The organism is Nostoc sp. MG11, assembly GCF_014904695.1.
Classification (GTDB): domain Bacteria; phylum Cyanobacteriota; class Cyanobacteriia; order Cyanobacteriales; family Nostocaceae; genus Komarekiella.
Window position 1 is genome coordinate 154,106 of sequence record NZ_JACXXN010000013.1, and the last position, 17,501, is coordinate 171,606.

Here is a 17,501-nt window from a genome sequence, read left to right on the forward strand (position 1 = left end):
CTCATAACTCATAACTCGATAGAGCTGATTGCTACCCTACTGAAAGGATGTGCGCGTGGAAGAATGCCCAAGTGGTGGCAATTCCTCCTAATAAGTAGTGAGCCACTCCTACAGCCCGACCTTGAATGATACTCAGAGCGCGGGGCTGAATTGCTGGTGCTACTTTCAGCTTGTTATGTGCCCAAACAATAGACTCAATCAGTTCTTGCCAGTAGCCACGACCACTGAATAGGAACATCAAGCTGAATGCCCATACAAAGTGAGCGCCTAAGAACATTAGTCCATAGGCAGATAGCGCACTGCCATAGGAATTGATGACTTGTGAAGCTTGTGCCCACAAGAAGTCACGCAACCAGCCGTTGATGGTGATGGCACTTTGGGCAAAGTTACCACCAGTGATGTGAGTCACATTACCGGCTGCATCTACCGTCCCCCAGACATCTGATTGCATCTTCCAACTAAAGTGGAAAATTACAATCGATATGGAGTTGTACATCCAGAAAAGTCCGAGGAACACATGATCCCAACCAGACACTTGACATGTACCGCCACGGCCGGGGCCGTCGCAAGGAAAGCGGAAGCCCAGGTTTGCCTTGTCTGGAATCAGACGAGAACTACGGGCAAACAGCACACCTTTGAGCAGAATTAGGACAGTGACGTGAATGGTAAAGGCGTGAATGTGGTGAATTAGGAAATCCGCCGTACCCAAAGCAATGGGCATCATCGCTACTTTACCGCCAACAGCCAAGATACCGCCGCCAAAGGCATAGCTAACTGGTTCTAGTGCGTTGGGAGCAGTGCCACCAGGTGCCAATGTGTGTATATTTTGTACCCACTGGGCAAAAACTGGTTGCAACTGAATTGCTGTGTCGGAGAACATGTCTTGAGGACGACCCAAGGCACGCATTGTGTCGTTGTGGATGTACAGTCCAAAGCTATGGAAGCCGAGGAAAATACACACCCAGTTCAGGTGAGAAATAATCGCATCTCGGTGACGAATCACGCGATCCAGCACGTTGTTTTGGTTAACAACCGGATCGTAATCCCGCACCATGAAGATAGCAGCGTGAGCCGCTCCACCGACAATCAAGAAGCCACCGATCCACATGTGGTGAGTGAATATGCACAACTGCGTAGCGTAGTCAGTTGCCAAATATGGATATGGGGGCATCGCGTACATGTGATGCGCGATGATGATGGTCAGTGAACCCAAGAACGCCAGGTTGGTTGCCAACTGTGCGTGCCAGGATGAGGTCATGTTTTCGTAGAGACCCTTGTGACCTTCACCGGTGAAGGGGCCTTTATGGTTTTCCAGGATCTCTTTAATGCTGTGACCAATACCCCAGTTGGTACGGTATTGATGACCAGCAATGATGAACAGTACTGCGATCGCTAAATGGTGATGAGCAATGTCTGTCATCCACAAGCCGCCTGTTACCGGGTTTAGACCGCCCTTGAAGGTAAGGAAGTCAGCATACTGACCCCAGTTCAAGGTGAAGAAAGGTGCTAAACCAGCAGCAAAGCTAGGATACAGCTCAATCAACAAGTCTTTGTTCAAGATGAACTCGTGGGGCAAGGGTATGTCTTTTAAGGCAACACCTGCATCCAAAAGCTTGTTGGTTGGTGCGGACACATGGATCAAGTGACCAGCCCATCCCAAAGAACCACAACCTAGCAACACTTGCAAGTGATGATTCAGCATCGACTCCACATTCTGGAACCATTCCAGTTTAGGAGCGCGCTTGTGGTAATGGAACCAGCCAGCAAACAGGAACAAGCCTGCTAATACCAAGCCGCCAATTGCAGTTACGTAAAGCTGGAATGTATTTGTAATACCCCAGCCACGCCATACTTGGAACAAACCGGAGGTGATTTGAATACCGTGGAAACCACCGCCAACATCACCGTTTAAAATGTCTTGTCCCACAATGGGCCAAACGACCTGGGCACTGGGCTTAACGTTCAGAGGATCGCTTAGCCAAGCTTCGTAGTTAGAAAACTTCGCGCCGTGGAAAATCATCCCGCTCAGCCAAATTGTCACTACGGCTAAGTGACCGAAGTGTGCTGAAAATATCTTGCGGGATATGTCTTCTAAATCGCTTGTATGTGTATCAAAATCGTGGGCGAGTGCGTGCAGGTTCCAAATCCATGTGGTGGTTTTGGGACCTCTGGCTAAGGATCTGTCAAAGTGTCCTGGTTGTGACCATTTCTCAAATGAAGTGGGAACCGGATCGTTATCGACGATGATTCTTGCCTTTTTTTCCTCTCGCTCCGGAGGACTAATTGTCATTCGACCTCCTCTCTTGATAAGGAATGAGGAATCATGAATACCACAAAGTGAACCATTACCGCATACTCCAGAAATTTGCTGAAGCCGCGATGAAGACCCTATGTGGAGAGTTGTTTCTCGTTGAATTATAGAGTCTTAACTTGTACATTGTTAGAGATAATTTAACAATAATTCAAAATCCCTAGAATAACTGTCTTATCTACCTTTCAACTTCAAACTAATGGGCAAAAAGTCAATAGGTTCTTCATTTAATTTACAAAGAATAACAATTCGTAAAATTTATAGTTTGGGAGCAGGGGGAGAATAAATACTGACTTTTCTTTTGACTCTTCACTCTTGACTCAGCACTCTGCACTCTACACTCCTAACTTCTGCCTCTTGTCCCCTGCCTTCCTTTTGGGCTATGGTTCCCTATGGACAGTTTGAGCCAAGATAATCTGTCAGTTGTTGAAGACAATACACTGGGTGGAAGGTATGAACTCGTGGCAGAAGGCGGTATTAGAGAAGCTCCTTCCTAGGAGATTCCCGGTTCTCAGGTGGATAACGATGTTGATACTGATTTTGGGCTTAACCAGTTGTGGCGAGAAAGCTGGTAGCCAGGAAGTATCTATTGGCTCTGGAGAAAACTCTCCCCAGATTTCTCAGATTTCTAAGCAATTTTCAGAAGTTTCGCCACCATCTGTAATTCAAGAACTGCGCTCAACTTTGGAAGCTTATCAGCCACAGGTGACAATAATTACTCCAAAACCTGATGAAGTCTTCCAAGACAACAAAATTGCAGCCAGTTTTCAAGTTAAGGATTTGCCAATATTTAAAGACCCACAATGGGAACTGGGGCCACATCTACACGTAATTCTCGATAACCAACCTTATATACCTGTTTACGACCTGAATCAGCCTTTGGTTTTGTCAGACTTATCCCCAGGTACGCACACTCTGCGCGTCTTTGCCTCTCGTCCTTGGCATGAAAGCTTTAAAAATGAAGGTGCTTATACCCAAGCAACATTTCATATTTTTACTAAAACCGACGACAACAATCCCTCTCCTGAATTGCCTTTGCTAACTTATAGCCGTCCTCAACGTAACTACGGAGCAGAGCCAATCTTACTTGATTTTTACCTAACTAACGCCCCTCTGCACCTCGTTGCTAAAGAAAATGCCAACAATGAATTTAGTGATTGGCGTATTCGCTGCACGATTAATGGTGAAAGCTTCATTTTTGACCGTTGGCAAGCGATTTATCTCAAAGGCTTCAAGCCTGGTCAAAACTGGGTAAAACTGGAATTTCTCGATAACCAGGGAAATGCTGTAAAAAATGCCTTCAACACGACAGTCAGACTAACTAGTTACCAGCCAAAGGGTAAAGATACTTTATCAAGAATTGTGAGAGGGGAACTCACAGCAAATGAAGTACGTAGGATTGTAGACCCAAATTATACTGTCAAGGTACCAGCTACTAAACCCACACCTGCCATTGAAAAAATACCCCAAATACAACCCAAATTAGAAAAACAGCCAATTCCTGAAACTGAAGTTCCAGAAAAACCTAAAAAAGAGCCAACTAAGCCAAAACAGCTAGAACAACCAGAATTGCAACTTCCAACGGCTACACCGTCTCCTAGTTTGCCACCGACGCTACCAGAGGTTATCGAGTCTCCTACACCAGAATCACAGCCAGAGGTAACACCTACACCTGAATCAACGCCGTTACCCGAAAAAATTGCTCCTCAGCCAGCAAAATCTAGATTTGGCGGATTTTTCAACCGTCGGGCAAATAAGCCAACGACTCCATCAGCACCAGTTATGCCATCTCCTGTACCACCGACGCTACCAGAGGTTATCGAGTCTCCTGCACCGGATGCAATTGCGCCATCACCAGAATCACGGACAGAGGTAACGCCCACACCTGAATCGACGCCGTTACCCGAAAAAATTGCTCCTCAGCCAGCAAAATCTAGATTTGGCGGATTTTTCAACCGTCGGGCAAATAAGATACCGACTCCATCAGCACCAGTTATGCCATCTCCTGTACCACCGACCTTGCCAGAGATTATCGAGTCTCCTGCACCGGATGCAATTGCGCCATCACCAGAATCACGGACAGATGTAACGCCCACACCTGTATTAACACCGTGACCTGAAAACCTGAAAGCAGTGCGTCAGTTTCGCTGACACACTGCTGCTAAGTTAATAAGCATTCAAGTTGCATATGAACAGGGCTAAAACCCTTACTACAAGCGAATCATCTGAGAAAAATGAATGGCGATTAGCTTAATTATGTTGACACTTAGCCTGATGTTTTAACTTGATACTCATGAAATTTTGTTAGTCACGCAATTGAGATATTCATTCAACAACAGCTGGACTTGCGACGTTCTCTAATTTTTGAGAAGGAGGGCGCATTCCTAAACCAAGTAAATTCAGCATTTCTCGGTCAGTATCGTAATCTGGACAGGGAGTTGTCACAGTTAACATTTTGTTGTCGTCGCTAGAAAAGATAGAATTAGCTCCTGCCATAAAACAGAAAGCTTGTTTAACTTGAGAAAGTCTAGCCCTACCTGCGCTCAGACGTACATCAGAAGCAGGCATTAAAATACGTGCTGTGGCAATCATCCGTACAATATCCCAAATGGGGACATCAGGCTGATTTTCTAAAGGCGTACCTGGTACTTGCGAGAGAATGTTAATCGGTACTGAGTCTGGATGGGGATGCAGGTTTGCCAGAGTATGTAACATACCCACACGATCATCAACGCTTTCACCTAAGCCAAGAATGCCGCCAGAACATACAGTCACATTTGTCTGACGAATATTTTCAATTGTGTTCAGGCGATCGCCATAAGTCCTTGTGGTAATAATCGTGCTGTAATATTCCTGGGAGGTGTCTAAGTTATGGTTGTAGGCGTACAGTCCCGCTTCTTCTAGTCGCCTTGCCTGATTTGCCGTTAGCATACCCAAAGTGCAGCATACTTCTAAACCCATTGCGGTAACATCCTTGACCATTTCCAGGACTTCCTCAAATTGTGAGTTATCCCGCACTTCGCGCCAAGCAGCACCCATGCAGATGCGACTAACGCCGGTTTCTTTAGCTTTCTGGGCGATGCCAACTACTGTTTCTTTTTCTAGGAGTGCTTGCGCCTTTACCTCTGTTTTGTAGCGGGAAGATTGGGCGCAGTAGCTACAATCTTCTGGACACCCCCCTGTTTTAATCGAGATTAGTTTACAGACTTGGATTTTTGTTGGGTCATGATATTGGCGATGGACGCTAGCAGCTTGATAAATAAGCTCTAGTAATGGCGTATTATATATCGCCCGAATCTCTGGTTCTTGCCAATCGTAGCGTATTACCACCGGCATCACTATCCTTGTTGTAGATGGAATTTTTCAATAACTGTCTTTTGGTTGAATCTTCTAAGATACAGTGTTTGGGCAAAGCAATCTTATCAAAGTTATATCGTGGACTCTGCTTTATTACCCATCCGCTCTGAATTCTTGCGCTCTAGTTATTAAAAATCAGCTTATCAAGATTTTGGTTGTCTGGCAGATTGACAGCATAAATACTAAATGTTAGCAATTTTTAGGTAAATTGAAAACGTGACGTTTTTGACAGAATATCTATGCTTAATTTTTTGTATTCTGCGCTGTTACTCAAATGGTGATAAGCGATCGCTTTAACAAAGCTATTAACAGCAAGTTTTAAGAGATAATCATTTAGTCGGCATTCTTTTCAGGGTTGCCCATATTTTGAATTTCTACTAAATTAGCATAAATTTTGCGAACTGAGCCGTATAGTTTAGTGAGCTTGGCCTGCGATTATTGGAGTATTCTGCATGATCAAACAAACTGTTGGCATCACATCCATTGGTTATTACATTCCCTCAGACATTTTAACTAGTGAGGAGATGGCTAAACTAGCCAATTTACCAGAGTTTGTTTTTACTGAAAAAATTGGGATGAGACAGAAGCCGATTGCAGGTAAAGATGAGCATCCAAGTGATATGGGAATTAAGGCAGCAATAGAAGCTATAAATAAAGCAGAAATAACAGCCAGCGAAATTGATATTATTATTTATTGTGCTGCTGGAGATTATGATTACAGATTTTGGTCGCCTGCTGCCAAAGTCCAAGATGCAATTGGGGCAAAAAATGCTTTCGCTTTTGAAGTTAGGAATTTTTGCAATAGCGGCAATTTAGGAATACATCTATGTCGAAATATGTTACTGGCAGATAACGATTTATCTTATGCTTTAGTTATTTGTAGTGATAAATTATCTATGCTGCTTGACTATTCAGATATAGATAACTTATCAACATTTATCATGGGTGATGGTGCAGCTGCGGCAATTTTAAAGAAAGGAGAAATGAGTAACGAAATCCTTTCTTATCATGCGATGACAGATGGAACATTGGCTGATTGTATCAAAGTGCCATTAGCAGGAACCAAGTTTCCTGTCAATGTTACAGAAATCAATCCTGAACTGAGTTATCTAAAAGTTAAAGATCCTCAAGAGTTGGAAACTATATTATCAGAAGTATATTTAGAAAATTATGGCAAGGTAATTCATAAGTCCCTAGAAAAAAGTGGATACTGTGTAAATGATGTAAATTTATTGTTAACGAATCAAGTCAAAAAAAGTTTATCAAAACGCATTTTAAAGTCTTTGAATTTAAAGGCTGAACAGACGTATGTTTCTTTGAGTGAATATGGTCATTTGGGTGCTGTAGATACTTTATTCGGTTTAGCAAAAACTATAGAATTACAAAGAATTAAGACTGGAGATATTGTAGTTTTAGCTAGTAGTGCTGCTGGGTTCTCATGGGCAGCATTAACTTTGAAGTATTAGAAATAGAGCGGGTTTTTTATGAATAAACTACAGTAGGGTGGGCATCACAATGCCCACCCTACAAGCAGCGATTTATCGCTGACTACGAACAAATTACTTATTGTCGATCGCATGAGCAGGAAACTCATTATGTGTGTTGTTTTGGGCTGGCGATCGCGGCGTTTTTCGTCCAGATATATCATGGAGTAAACCCATCAGTGCGGGGACAACAGTGGGAGTTAAAATTGTCGAAAATGCTAGACCGCCAGTCAGAACAATGCCTAATCCTTGATATAATTCTGAACCTTGACCTGGTAAAACTGCTAGCGGTAACATCCCCAGTACACTAGTTCCGGCAGACATGAAGATAGCACGCAGGCGATCGCTTGTCGCATTATATAACGATGCATCATAATCTTCACCCGCTTGCTGGAGTTGCAAGGCGCGATCAACCAGCAGAATGGCGTTGTTGACTACCACACCTGTAAGGATCACAAATCCCAACGCCGTAATCATATCCAGCGCTACATTCATTCCCGGAATCCGGTTAGCAATTACCAAACTCAATAGTGCGCCACTCATACCCATTGGCACCGTTGCCATAATCACCACTGGGTAGAGAAATGAGCGATACAAAGCTATCAGTAACAAGTAAGTAATCAAAATCGAAACTGCAAATGCAGTAGCTAATTGAGTAACAGTTGTTGCTAACTGATCTGCTGAACCCGACAGTTCCAGCCGATAGCCTGTTGGTAGATTGGCACGCAAAGGAGCCAAAATTTCCTCTTCAGTACGTTCCACTAGCGTACTCAGCGGAGCATTGGGTGCAAGGGAGACAGTTAGGCTAATTGATCGCTCCAAATCGACGTGGTTAATAGTATCGGCTCCCGTTGTTTCACGAACTTCGGCAATATCACCCAGTTGTACTTGTCGTCCCCCCGCATACAGTGGCAATTGACGCAGTTGTTCTGGTGTTTCTACTGCGGTGTTTTGCAGTTCCACTGAGACATCTAGTTCTTCTTTACCATCAATGTAATCGGAGGCAATCCGACCGCCTAATGCTGCTTCCACCATCGAACCAACTTCAGCTTCCGAGATTCCCACTTCCGCGATGCGTTCTCGGTTGGGAATCACTTGTAATTCACCCGCTCCCATCACGAAGTTTGAACGCACATTCTGTACTCCAGAAATATCCCGCAATTTACCTGTGATTTGCTTCTCCAAGTCACTGATTTGATTTAAGTCAGCGCCGACAATATCTACTTCAAATTCTTTCCCTGGATCGCGGAAGATGGAAATTCGCGTTGGGATGATAAAGCGGTATCCGGCAAAGTTGCTGCTTTGAGCACGCAAACGATCCACCATGTCAGCTAGTCCGGTAGTGGTCGCAAATTCTGACTTGAGGATCGTCGCAATGCCGCGCAGTGCCCCTGGACGATCAACGTACATGATGCGCTCAACTTCTGGTTGCGATCGCAAAAATGCCTGAACCTGTTCAGATTGCCGAATCGCTTCTGGTATACTAGTTCCCGGCAACGGTTCCGCTCGCAACACGACCTGGTTACGATTTCCTTCAGGTAAATAATCCGCAGGTGGTAACAGCAAAACACTGGTAACAAGTAAAGCAACCGGAATCGACAGCACCATTAACCTGCGACCAACACGCTTACGTCCCAGTGACCAACTCACGGTAGACGCCAGAAAGTTTTCGAGTTTACCCTGGAAATGACGAAAGACCGCAGAACTTTTTGCTACTAAACGCTCAAACCAATTACCGCCACGGTATTCACCGCCCTCCATCATTTGCATTGCTTCCGATTGCTTGAGGAACAATCCAGATAACATTGGTACCAGAGTTAACGCGGCAAATAGCGAAAATAAAGAAGAAGCAGAAAGAGTGATCGCCATATCAGCGTAGAGTTGTCCGGCTTCACCCGTAACCATAATCAGCGGTACAAACACCACTACGTTAGTTAAAGTAGAACCGAGCATCGCGCCCCAGACTTCCTGTGTGCCATCGATTGCTGCTCGGATCGGGTTTTTGCCTTGCTGCATGTGGGTAAAGACATTCTCAATCACGACAATTGAGTTATCCACGACCATACCCACAGAAAACGCTAATCCCGCCAAACTAATGATGTTCAATGTGCGTCCAAATGCAGACATGACGATGAACACAGCAATTGTGCCGATAGGAATGGTGATGGCAATTACAGCAACCGTTCGCATCGAACCCAGAAATAGCACCAAAACGATAGTTGCCAGCAATGCACCACTGATCAAGTTCTCCCGCACGAATCCCACAGATTGATTTATATACTGGCTCTCGTCGTAGTTGTAAACAAAAACAATACCTTGGTTTTCCCTGTCGAACTCAGTTTGAAGCGCTGCAATCTCAGCCCGAATGCCTTTGGCAACCTCTGGTACATTCGCCCCAATTTGACGAATCACACCGATTGCTACCGCAGATTTGCCGTTGAACATTAACGCACTATCTTGGGGTTTGCGCCCCATCTGTACTTGTGCCACATCACGCAAATAAACTGTACCAGACTCATCGCGTCGCAGTACAAAACCCTCAATTTGCGATAGATCCTGCGATCGGCTGACTGTGCGGACTCGATATTCCCGCCGTCCCAAAATTAATGGCCCACCCCGGATATCGCGGTTGTTTTCTTGAAGTACCCGTACAACATCACCAATAGTGAGATTGCGATTAGACAATGCTTGTGGGTTGACTTTTACCTCCACTTCTCGCTCTTGTCCACCCACTAACAAAAATTGTCCAGTTCCTTCAACTCGCCGCAAACGCGGAATTACCACTTCTTCTGCTAAATCTCGATAGCGGTCTGCATTTGGCTGAAATCCTTCTTTCGTATCAAACGGAATCCACATCATCGGGGAACTATTACCACCTACCAGTTCTACACTCGACTCTTGTGCTTCTGGTGGTAAACTTTGCACCTGCTGCAAGCGGTTCAATACATCCACCATCCGCTCTTTGGCGTTGGCATTCTGAGCAAATTCTAGGGTGATGGAACTACGTCCCGCACGAGAAGTACTGCTAATTTCCTGGACGCCCAGCACCTCTTCCATTTGTTCTTCGATGGGGCGCGTAATCAAGTCTTCTACTTCCGTGGGGCCTGCTCCCGGATACGTAGTCGTAATAGTAATTTCCGGGCGATCGCCCCCCGGTTGCAATTCCAGAGGTAACCTCAGAAGCGAGAACACCCCAAACATTGCTACCAAGCAAAATAAAACGAAGGTGCCATGTCGCCAACGAACAGCAGTTTCGATAAAGTTCATAATATTGTGGGTTATACCAATTTAAAAAAAGAATGTGACAGATAGACCATGTAGAGACGTTGCAATACAACGTCTCTTTGAGAAAATATTAGGAAAGGGTTAAAGAAGAAAGGAAAAAGGAATCTTTGCCTTTGACCCTTCCCCTTAACCCATCTTCTGCAAGAAGTCCATTGCCTCGTTCCCAGTCTCCAACTGGGAATGTCTATTTGAAGGGTCTGCTTTTGTTACTCGCAGCAGAGCAGCAATTAATCAGCATTCAAGTGCGATCAACTATCTTCACAGGCGCACCATCTTGCAACCCATCACCTCCACGCAGCACAATGCGTTGACCAGTGCGTAAAGTGGGATGGTAGATTGCAACCTCTTTACCCATGTCAGCAACCATTTCTACTTGAATTTGTTTAGCTTTACCGTCAGCAACCGCAAAAACAAGCCACTGGTTTTGGCGTCTGGTTAATGCATCGCGCGATACGACAAAGCTAGATCGATTTGAGGGCATGTTCAGATTGCCAGCGATCGCCATTCCCGGTAATAATCCTGGCGGGGGATTGTTGATTTGGACGCGGACGCGCTGACGACGGGAAGCAGTATCAGCTGAGGGAACTACGGCGGTAATATTGGCACGTTGTTTCCATTGCGGTAGGGCGCGAGATGTGAGATCAATCGTCATGGCGGGAGTAACTTGACTGCTCAATTCTTCAGGTAACTCCAGGAAAATGTCGAAGCGATCGCCTGCCACTAAGGTGACAATTTGACTAGAACTTTGCACCAAATCGCCATTGCTAATATGCCGAGTCTGCACTACCCCCGCTTGGGATGCCACAATTTTAGTGCGCTGCTGTGCCAGTTCTGCTTGAGCTAGAGTGGCTTTGGCTGCTTCTACGTTTGCCCGTTGGGCGGCGATTTCCTCTCGAATTGGCCCAGCTTTGGCCTCGGCAAATTCAGCTTCGGCTTCTACCCGTTCTCCTTGGATGTTATCTAATTGTGTTTGCGCTTCTACGAGTAATCTTTGAGACAGAGCGCCTTCTTTCACAAGGTCGCTAGTACGCTTTAGGTTATCTTGTGCTTCTAGTTCTCGCGCCTTAGCGGATGTGACTGTTGCTTGACGCTGAGCAATAATTTCTGGACGAGTACCTACTTCTAAACGAGCTAAATTGCTACGCTGCTGTGCTAATTGTGCCCGTGCTTGAGCGATCGCTAATTGTTGATCGGTGTCGTCTAAGACGGCGATTGTCGTCCCTGTCTTCACACGATCGCCCGATTGCACCAAAATTTTCTCAACAATTCCATTAGTTTGAGCGCGGAGCGTTGATTGCTGACTGGCTTCCACCTGTCCCAAAAGCTGGACTCTTCTTGTAGCACTTCCAGTTGCTAAGGCGATCGTTTCAATTGCCTTTGGGGCTGGTGCTTTCTGCTGTTGGGCAACAGAGGGACGTGGTGTACCACCAGGAGCCAGCATTCGCCAAAGGACAATGCCACCAGTTGCCAGAAATAGGATCAGCAATCTCCAGAACCAGGGTTTGCGAGAACGAGTTGACGCTAACTCAGAAGGCGCAGAACTGTCTGACTGGGTTTCAACGATTGAAGCTTGATCTTCAGAAGTATCCATAGTAGTTGACGGTGGCTACTGAAGGTGAAAGATTAATCGTTAATGGTTGACAGCGAACAAGTAAGCCGTCAATTGTCAACCATCAACGGTCAATTACGTAACTAAATTTAAAATAACGTTACCTTTTTTATAGTTTATTGGATACTTATGACAAAGAAATGTCAAAATAATCCGTAATCATGGCTCTCAATCACGAATCACGTAAAGCCTGCGGCATAGCTACCCTTAGAGCGCAGCAGGGCTTATCCCCAGAGCGAATTACGAATTATTTACTCAGGTACACTCCACCAAGCTAAAGCATAAGGTTGAGTCGCCTCGTTAAGCTTTTGGCGAAAATGAACGCGGATTTTATAATTGCCAGTTGCAGGAACGGGACAAAAAATATGTTCTACGCTATCGATTGGGCTAATTGATGAGCAAACCACACCAGCATCAGTAGTTTTAGCGTCAGCTTTTACTAAATAGAGGTCGAGATTATTCAAACCGCGATCGCGAAAATTCTCTCCTACATCAAACTGCTGGTTTTTGTTACGATCATTCAATTCCACCAAACGATCCCAACTCAAGCTAATAGAGATAAAACTCCCCTGCTTTAAAGGTTTGGCTAACGTATAGTCAGCAGATGCCCCAACATCGACTGTGCGATAATTCCAACCAATGGGAGGAACCACAGCTGATGGTTGCCATTGACCACCGCTAAGCTGCTGATAAGCACGAAATACATTTAAATGGCCCGCTCCCATTTGGGCATTCAAAGGAATTTTGGGATCTTTGTAAGCATCAGAATCTAGCCAGTCTTGATTTTGTTTATCAATTATTGTCCGAGTCATTCCCAGTCGTAAGCCATCGCCGATATCTTGAATCTTGTCTGCTGAATTTAGCAATATAGCTTTCATAACTTGATGACGCCGAGCATCAATGCTCCAGTTAGGTTGTTTTGCACGGATTTGTCTATCACTAAGTTCTTGTAATAAAGCAACAGTAGCCGTAACTTGAGGCGCTGCAAAACTCGTACCTGTTACCTTGTTCAATTTACCATCGGGATTGAGCAAAGAAATGTTATTGCCAGGTGCAACTAAACTGACAGCACGCCGCCCATCAAGATTAAACTCTTTTCCAGCTAAACGACCGCTTGCACCTTGGTTAATACCCGCCAAATTGGAAACGTCTACTTTATTAAAAACCCCTCCTCTGCGGGATGAAAAAGCCACGTTCATTCCATTAAAATTATCCGTAGGGATGGGAATACCCCCTTTACCCTGGTTGCCAGCGATCGCATACAAGACATCATGAACGCGACTAGACCAGTCAACACATAACGTTAGTAAAGCTTTACCATCTAAACTAGCCTCCGGTCGGGGGTCACGATTTAAGGGTTCACCAAAACTGAAATTAATCGCCCGGACATCACCGCTATTTTGTAGCGCTATATGCTGCGCCGATAAGCACTCTTCTGGTTGACCCATGTTTTTCGTCGAACCCACGGCAGACGAATATAATCGTGCTCCTGGTGCAACCCCTGGCAAAGCTTTGTCTTGACTTACCATCACACCAGCGACATTGTAAGCATGGGGATCAACACCACTATTTGACTTAGCTGGCCCATTGCGTGAGAACACTGCTGCTAAAGATATAGCGCGATTTTTAGATACAGCTTTATCCCAGCCAAACATTCCCGGACGCCCAATTTCTACCTGACCAATAGCAATCTTGCGACCGATTAAATTATAAGGAGGTTGGTGTAACTTCAAAGCATCAATACCATTAGTTCCCAGAGGAGATTTTAAAGCTGAAGCCAGTACCGGCAAACTCACACAGGAAGCACTCAATCCCCAAATTATCCAAGTTAGTTTTTTAGTCATAGTCGAAAGTCAAAGGTCAAAAGTTAAGAGTCAAAAGTTAAGAGTCAAAGGTCAAAAGTCAAGAGTTATTGGTTTCCATGTTTCCGCATCTCCCACTCTCATCATCTTTGTGAAAAAGGCGGGATCAAAGCTATGAGCACTTGCTCAATATGTTGTTACAATGCTTACAGACGAGGACGCTTGAAAACCCACCAGCCATGACCCAAAACCTATCTCAAAAGCCCATTGTGATTGCTCCATCTATCCTATCAGCCGATTTTAGTCGTCTGGGGGACGAAGTCCGCGCCATAGACGCAGCTGGAGCAGATTGGATTCACGTTGATGTAATGGACGGTCGTTTTGTACCTAATATTACGATAGGCCCTCTGGTTGTGGAGGCAATTCGTCCAGTTACGACCAAGCCACTGGATGTCCACTTGATGATTGTGGAACCAGAAAAGTATGTTGAAGGCTTTGCTAAGGCTGGCGCTGATATTATCTCTGTACATTGCGAGCATAACGCTTCGCCTCACTTGCACCGGACCCTAGGGCAAATCAAAGAGTTTGGTAAGAAAGCAGGCGTTGTACTTAACCCTGGTACTCCTCTAGAGCTCATTGAATACGTTTTGGAACTGTGTGATTTAGTGTTGATTATGAGCGTCAACCCCGGCTTTGGCGGTCAAAGCTTTATTCCATCTGTATTACCCAAAATCCGTCAGCTGCGTCAGATGTGCGATGAACGCGGTCTTGACCCCTGGATTGAAGTAGATGGTGGACTAAAGGCAAATAATACCTGGCAAGTTTTGGAAGCGGGAGCCAATGCGATCGTTGCTGGTTCAGCTGTGTTTAATGCTAAAGATTATGGTGAGGCGATTACAGCTATTCGCAACAGTAAGCGTCCTAGTCCAGAACTGGCAAAAGTTTAATCCTTATTTGGATTAAACAAACACTACAAGAAAAAGTAGGATGGGCAAATAAATTGCCCACCTTTTTTTTACCTTGTTTGCTTTTAGAATAGTCGGTTGGGTTGAGCGACAGCGAAACCCAACAAAGCCTTGATAATGTTGGGTTTCGTTCCTCAAACGCCACTCGCCTCAAGCCGGGAAACCCTTGACGTTCCTACGCCTATACCAGTTTTAGTTTTTAGCCTTAACTGAACTTGAACTGTATTGGGCTTAAAGCAAGTAGCATTCAAAGATCAAGGCTAATTTAGACTCATTGCCATCTTGAATTTTGACTACCTAAACCAAAATTATGTACAAGTTAGGTGCGCGACAGTTTACCTACTTGTTCTTGCCCATTTAGTTGCCTTCCAAATACTAAAAAATAAAGCCCCAGAAACCAAAGCTCCGAGATTCCATTTAACAGAACTCTTGAGCAAGTTTAGCTTTTGAGAAGACTGAGTAGATTGAGCTTGATTTTTGATTTGTGTTTTAGCTTTGGCAACTTCTGACAAAATTTGGCTTTTTACTTCTTCAGGACTCTTGCCCTCTAAGGAGCGACCTTGACTCTTCAAAAAACTATCTATCTGTTGAGGTGTTGCTGTGCTTAATCGTTTTTCTACCTGCTCGGCTTGAGCTATTTGTTGCTTAGATACGTTGCTAATTTGAGCAGCACTTTGATTACTAAGACGGACTGTGTTACCAATTCCTAAAGGAATTAGTAAGAAAAAAAATACTGCCAACAACAATGTTAACCAAGATAAAAGCTTTACAATCAAAAATTCCCATTTAGCTCGTGAATGTAGCTCTCCATAAAACACGAACACTAAACCAATTAAAGGGACAGGTACTCGTTCAACTAAGGCCCCAAAAGTTTGAAATTCCCAAGCAGGATTCATAAAGTTTGGTGGAACAAACATCTCAACGATGTCAAAAAATGCTAAGAGTAACAACCCATAGCCTAGTATTCGCAAAATAGTGATTGAGGCTATTTGGCTAAATGCGAATTCTTGTAATTCTTGTACTAAAGGAATGAATTTTTCACTATTTGATTTAGTCATGTTTTTAGCAAAATAGAAAAAAGATTGGGGTTGGCATGAGTTCAAGACTTCCAAAATCAGGATTGCCTCTATTCAGCCCAATAGACATAGACGTTTTATGACAAGTTGCAATTATAAAAATTCACAACAAAAGAGTTACACTTACGACCTTACTTTAGTCTGCGATCGCCTAAAATCTCCTTTCAAAGAAGAGAGTTGAGTAGAAGTCTAGGGGTAAGGTATGAACAGGGAGTTAATAGTCTTCAACAAGCGAAATAATATTAGCCTTAACTCTAGATTCTTCTGGTTTGGGTTTGTCTGTAGTTTTCGTTAGAAATACCTTCATGAAAACCAATAGTACACTACCAAGAGTTAAAGCTAAAAGTAAAATCCGTAATTGTTTCCACTGAGGCATCGCCTTTAAGACTCCAGATTACCCTGATTTTTGCCTTCCTCTTGCCGGAGTAGTAAATAGTAGAATAATCCTAGAATTAGCACTGCAATCATCCCAAATAATCGTGAACCATCACCTTCATGCCAGTAGTCAAATGCTTGCTGTTGTGTCACTACAACAGCTAGGAGAGCAACGCGTATTCCGTTGACAACAAATGCTATGCTTATGGCCACTATTGGCACAAGGATTTTCTTTTTGCGTTCTAGGGGAAACATTAGCAAAGCAATTACAGCTAATCCTAACAAATGGCTCATCAATTCTACCCCAGAACAACCAGAATAAACCTTGATGCTTCCTGGTGGTACTCTAATAAAAATATCTTGTTGAAGTGATACTTCAAAACCTGAATACCAAAGTATGAAAGCAGAAAACTTTGCAGTTATAGGCGAAATATCGGTCAAAGATGTTAGTACTATCTTTGGAACTCCGAGAAAAAACAAAATAGTTATTTCTTGCCAATATTGCTTTAATCCCTTCAGTCCAGAAGCAAGCAAGGCAAGACCAATAGCAGAAACAAACGGTGCAATGTGAGTAAAAACTGGAAGTAACTTGCTACCAGTCAAAAAGGCACTTTGCCAAAGTACACCAGCAATCAACAATATACCTAAAAGGCTGGAAAACAATCCACTTTCTAAATTTAAATTGTGGCGTTTTTCCCCTACTAGAGAGGCTACGGCAAAGTAAAACAGTACACTCATTCCTAGATGAGAAAAATCTCCAGTTCTTTGAGTTAGAGTCAGGATAATCGCAATTAAGCCTGCTCCTATTCCTAATAGCCAAAACTGGCTACTATTTAGTGTTTTAGCTGGGGTAAAAGTGGTGGTTTTCATGTAAATATAATTTAACTAACTCATGGAAGAAGACCAAGGTTTCTGATAGACTAGCTAAATACTTAACACTAGTACATTACCGCAAAAATCATCAATCAAAGCAACTAACATAAATAGCTAGTCAGCCTGTCCCATTCAGAGAAGCAGTTATAAAAATGACTAAGTTTAGATGAAGGATAAAAACCAATCAAGGATCGAAAAATTTAATGCAGAGTAAGCATAAAAATGATTTTTCAACAAGTAGCGTGAGTAATAAAGTGTCCTTTTGTCTAATGCTAAAATGTATCTAATGGGCAAACCTCTAACTTTTAACGCTCGTTTTGTCAATTATCTTTTTGCTTTTTAACTGCAAAATTTTATCGATGCT

General features: G+C 43.8%; 11 protein-coding genes. 3 read left to right on the forward strand and 8 right to left on the reverse strand.

The genetic code is table 11. The features are described 5' to 3' along the window. Window positions 1-31 precede the first annotated feature (31 nt). Window positions 32-2,290, reverse strand: a complete 2,259-nt coding sequence (psaA, locus tag HCR01_RS19435) for a photosystem I core protein PsaA (RefSeq protein WP_193197746.1) — start codon at window positions 2,288-2,290, stop codon at window positions 32-34. A gap of 474 nt (window positions 2,291-2,764) precedes the next feature. Here psaA and HCR01_RS19440 point away from each other — a divergent pair, with 474 nt between their 5' ends. Then, on the forward strand, window positions 2,765-4,426 hold the full coding sequence (locus HCR01_RS19440; RefSeq protein WP_193197747.1) for a hypothetical protein: 1,662 nt from the start codon (window positions 2,765-2,767) through the stop codon (window positions 4,424-4,426). A 210-nt stretch (window positions 4,427-4,636) separates the two neighbouring features. Here HCR01_RS19440 and bioB read toward each other — a convergent pair whose 3' ends face one another. Further along, the gene (gene bioB / locus HCR01_RS19445) at window positions 4,637-5,647 is read right to left on the reverse strand and encodes a biotin synthase BioB (RefSeq protein ID WP_193197748.1); all 1,011 of its coding nucleotides are present in this window, start codon (window positions 5,645-5,647) and stop codon (window positions 4,637-4,639) included. Between the two features lie 473 nt (window positions 5,648-6,120). Between bioB and HCR01_RS19450 the strand changes: the two genes are divergently transcribed. Beyond that, window positions 6,121-7,134: a 3-oxoacyl-[acyl-carrier-protein] synthase III C-terminal domain-containing protein gene (locus tag HCR01_RS19450; RefSeq protein ID WP_193197749.1), complete on the forward strand. Its 1,014-nt coding sequence runs from the start codon at window positions 6,121-6,123 to the stop codon at window positions 7,132-7,134. 93 nt (window positions 7,135-7,227) lie between these two features. Here HCR01_RS19450 and HCR01_RS19455 read toward each other — a convergent pair whose 3' ends face one another. The 3 genes from HCR01_RS19455 to HCR01_RS19465 form a co-directional block, all read right to left on the reverse strand. After that, window positions 7,228-10,419, reverse strand: coding sequence for an efflux RND transporter permease subunit (locus tag HCR01_RS19455; RefSeq protein ID WP_193197750.1), 3,192 nt, complete (start codon window positions 10,417-10,419; stop codon window positions 7,228-7,230). A gap of 256 nt (window positions 10,420-10,675) precedes the next feature. Continuing rightward, window positions 10,676-12,028: an efflux RND transporter periplasmic adaptor subunit gene (locus HCR01_RS19460; protein WP_193197751.1), complete on the reverse strand. Its 1,353-nt coding sequence runs from the start codon at window positions 12,026-12,028 to the stop codon at window positions 10,676-10,678. Between the two features lie 269 nt (window positions 12,029-12,297). Next, a complete protein-coding gene (locus tag HCR01_RS19465) occupies window positions 12,298-13,890 on the reverse strand; it encodes a S8 family serine peptidase (protein WP_193197752.1) in 1,593 nt (530 codons plus the stop codon). Between the two features lie 197 nt (window positions 13,891-14,087). Between HCR01_RS19465 and rpe the strand changes: the two genes are divergently transcribed. Next, a complete protein-coding gene (gene rpe / locus HCR01_RS19470; protein ID WP_193197753.1) occupies window positions 14,088-14,795 on the forward strand; it encodes a ribulose-phosphate 3-epimerase in 708 nt (235 codons plus the stop codon). A gap of 353 nt (window positions 14,796-15,148) precedes the next feature. Here rpe and HCR01_RS19475 read toward each other — a convergent pair whose 3' ends face one another. The 3 genes from HCR01_RS19475 to crtA form a co-directional block, all read right to left on the reverse strand. Further along, a complete protein-coding gene (locus tag HCR01_RS19475; RefSeq protein WP_193197754.1) occupies window positions 15,149-15,871 on the reverse strand; it encodes an HpsJ family protein in 723 nt (240 codons plus the stop codon). Between the two features lie 232 nt (window positions 15,872-16,103). Continuing rightward, window positions 16,104-16,265, reverse strand: a complete 162-nt coding sequence (locus HCR01_RS19480) for a hypothetical protein (RefSeq protein ID WP_193197755.1) — start codon at window positions 16,263-16,265, stop codon at window positions 16,104-16,106. Between the two features lie 5 nt (window positions 16,266-16,270). After that, window positions 16,271-17,134, reverse strand: a complete 864-nt coding sequence (crtA, locus tag HCR01_RS19485) for a cyanoexosortase A (protein WP_193197756.1) — start codon at window positions 17,132-17,134, stop codon at window positions 16,271-16,273. Window positions 17,135-17,501: the final 367 nt, after the last annotated feature.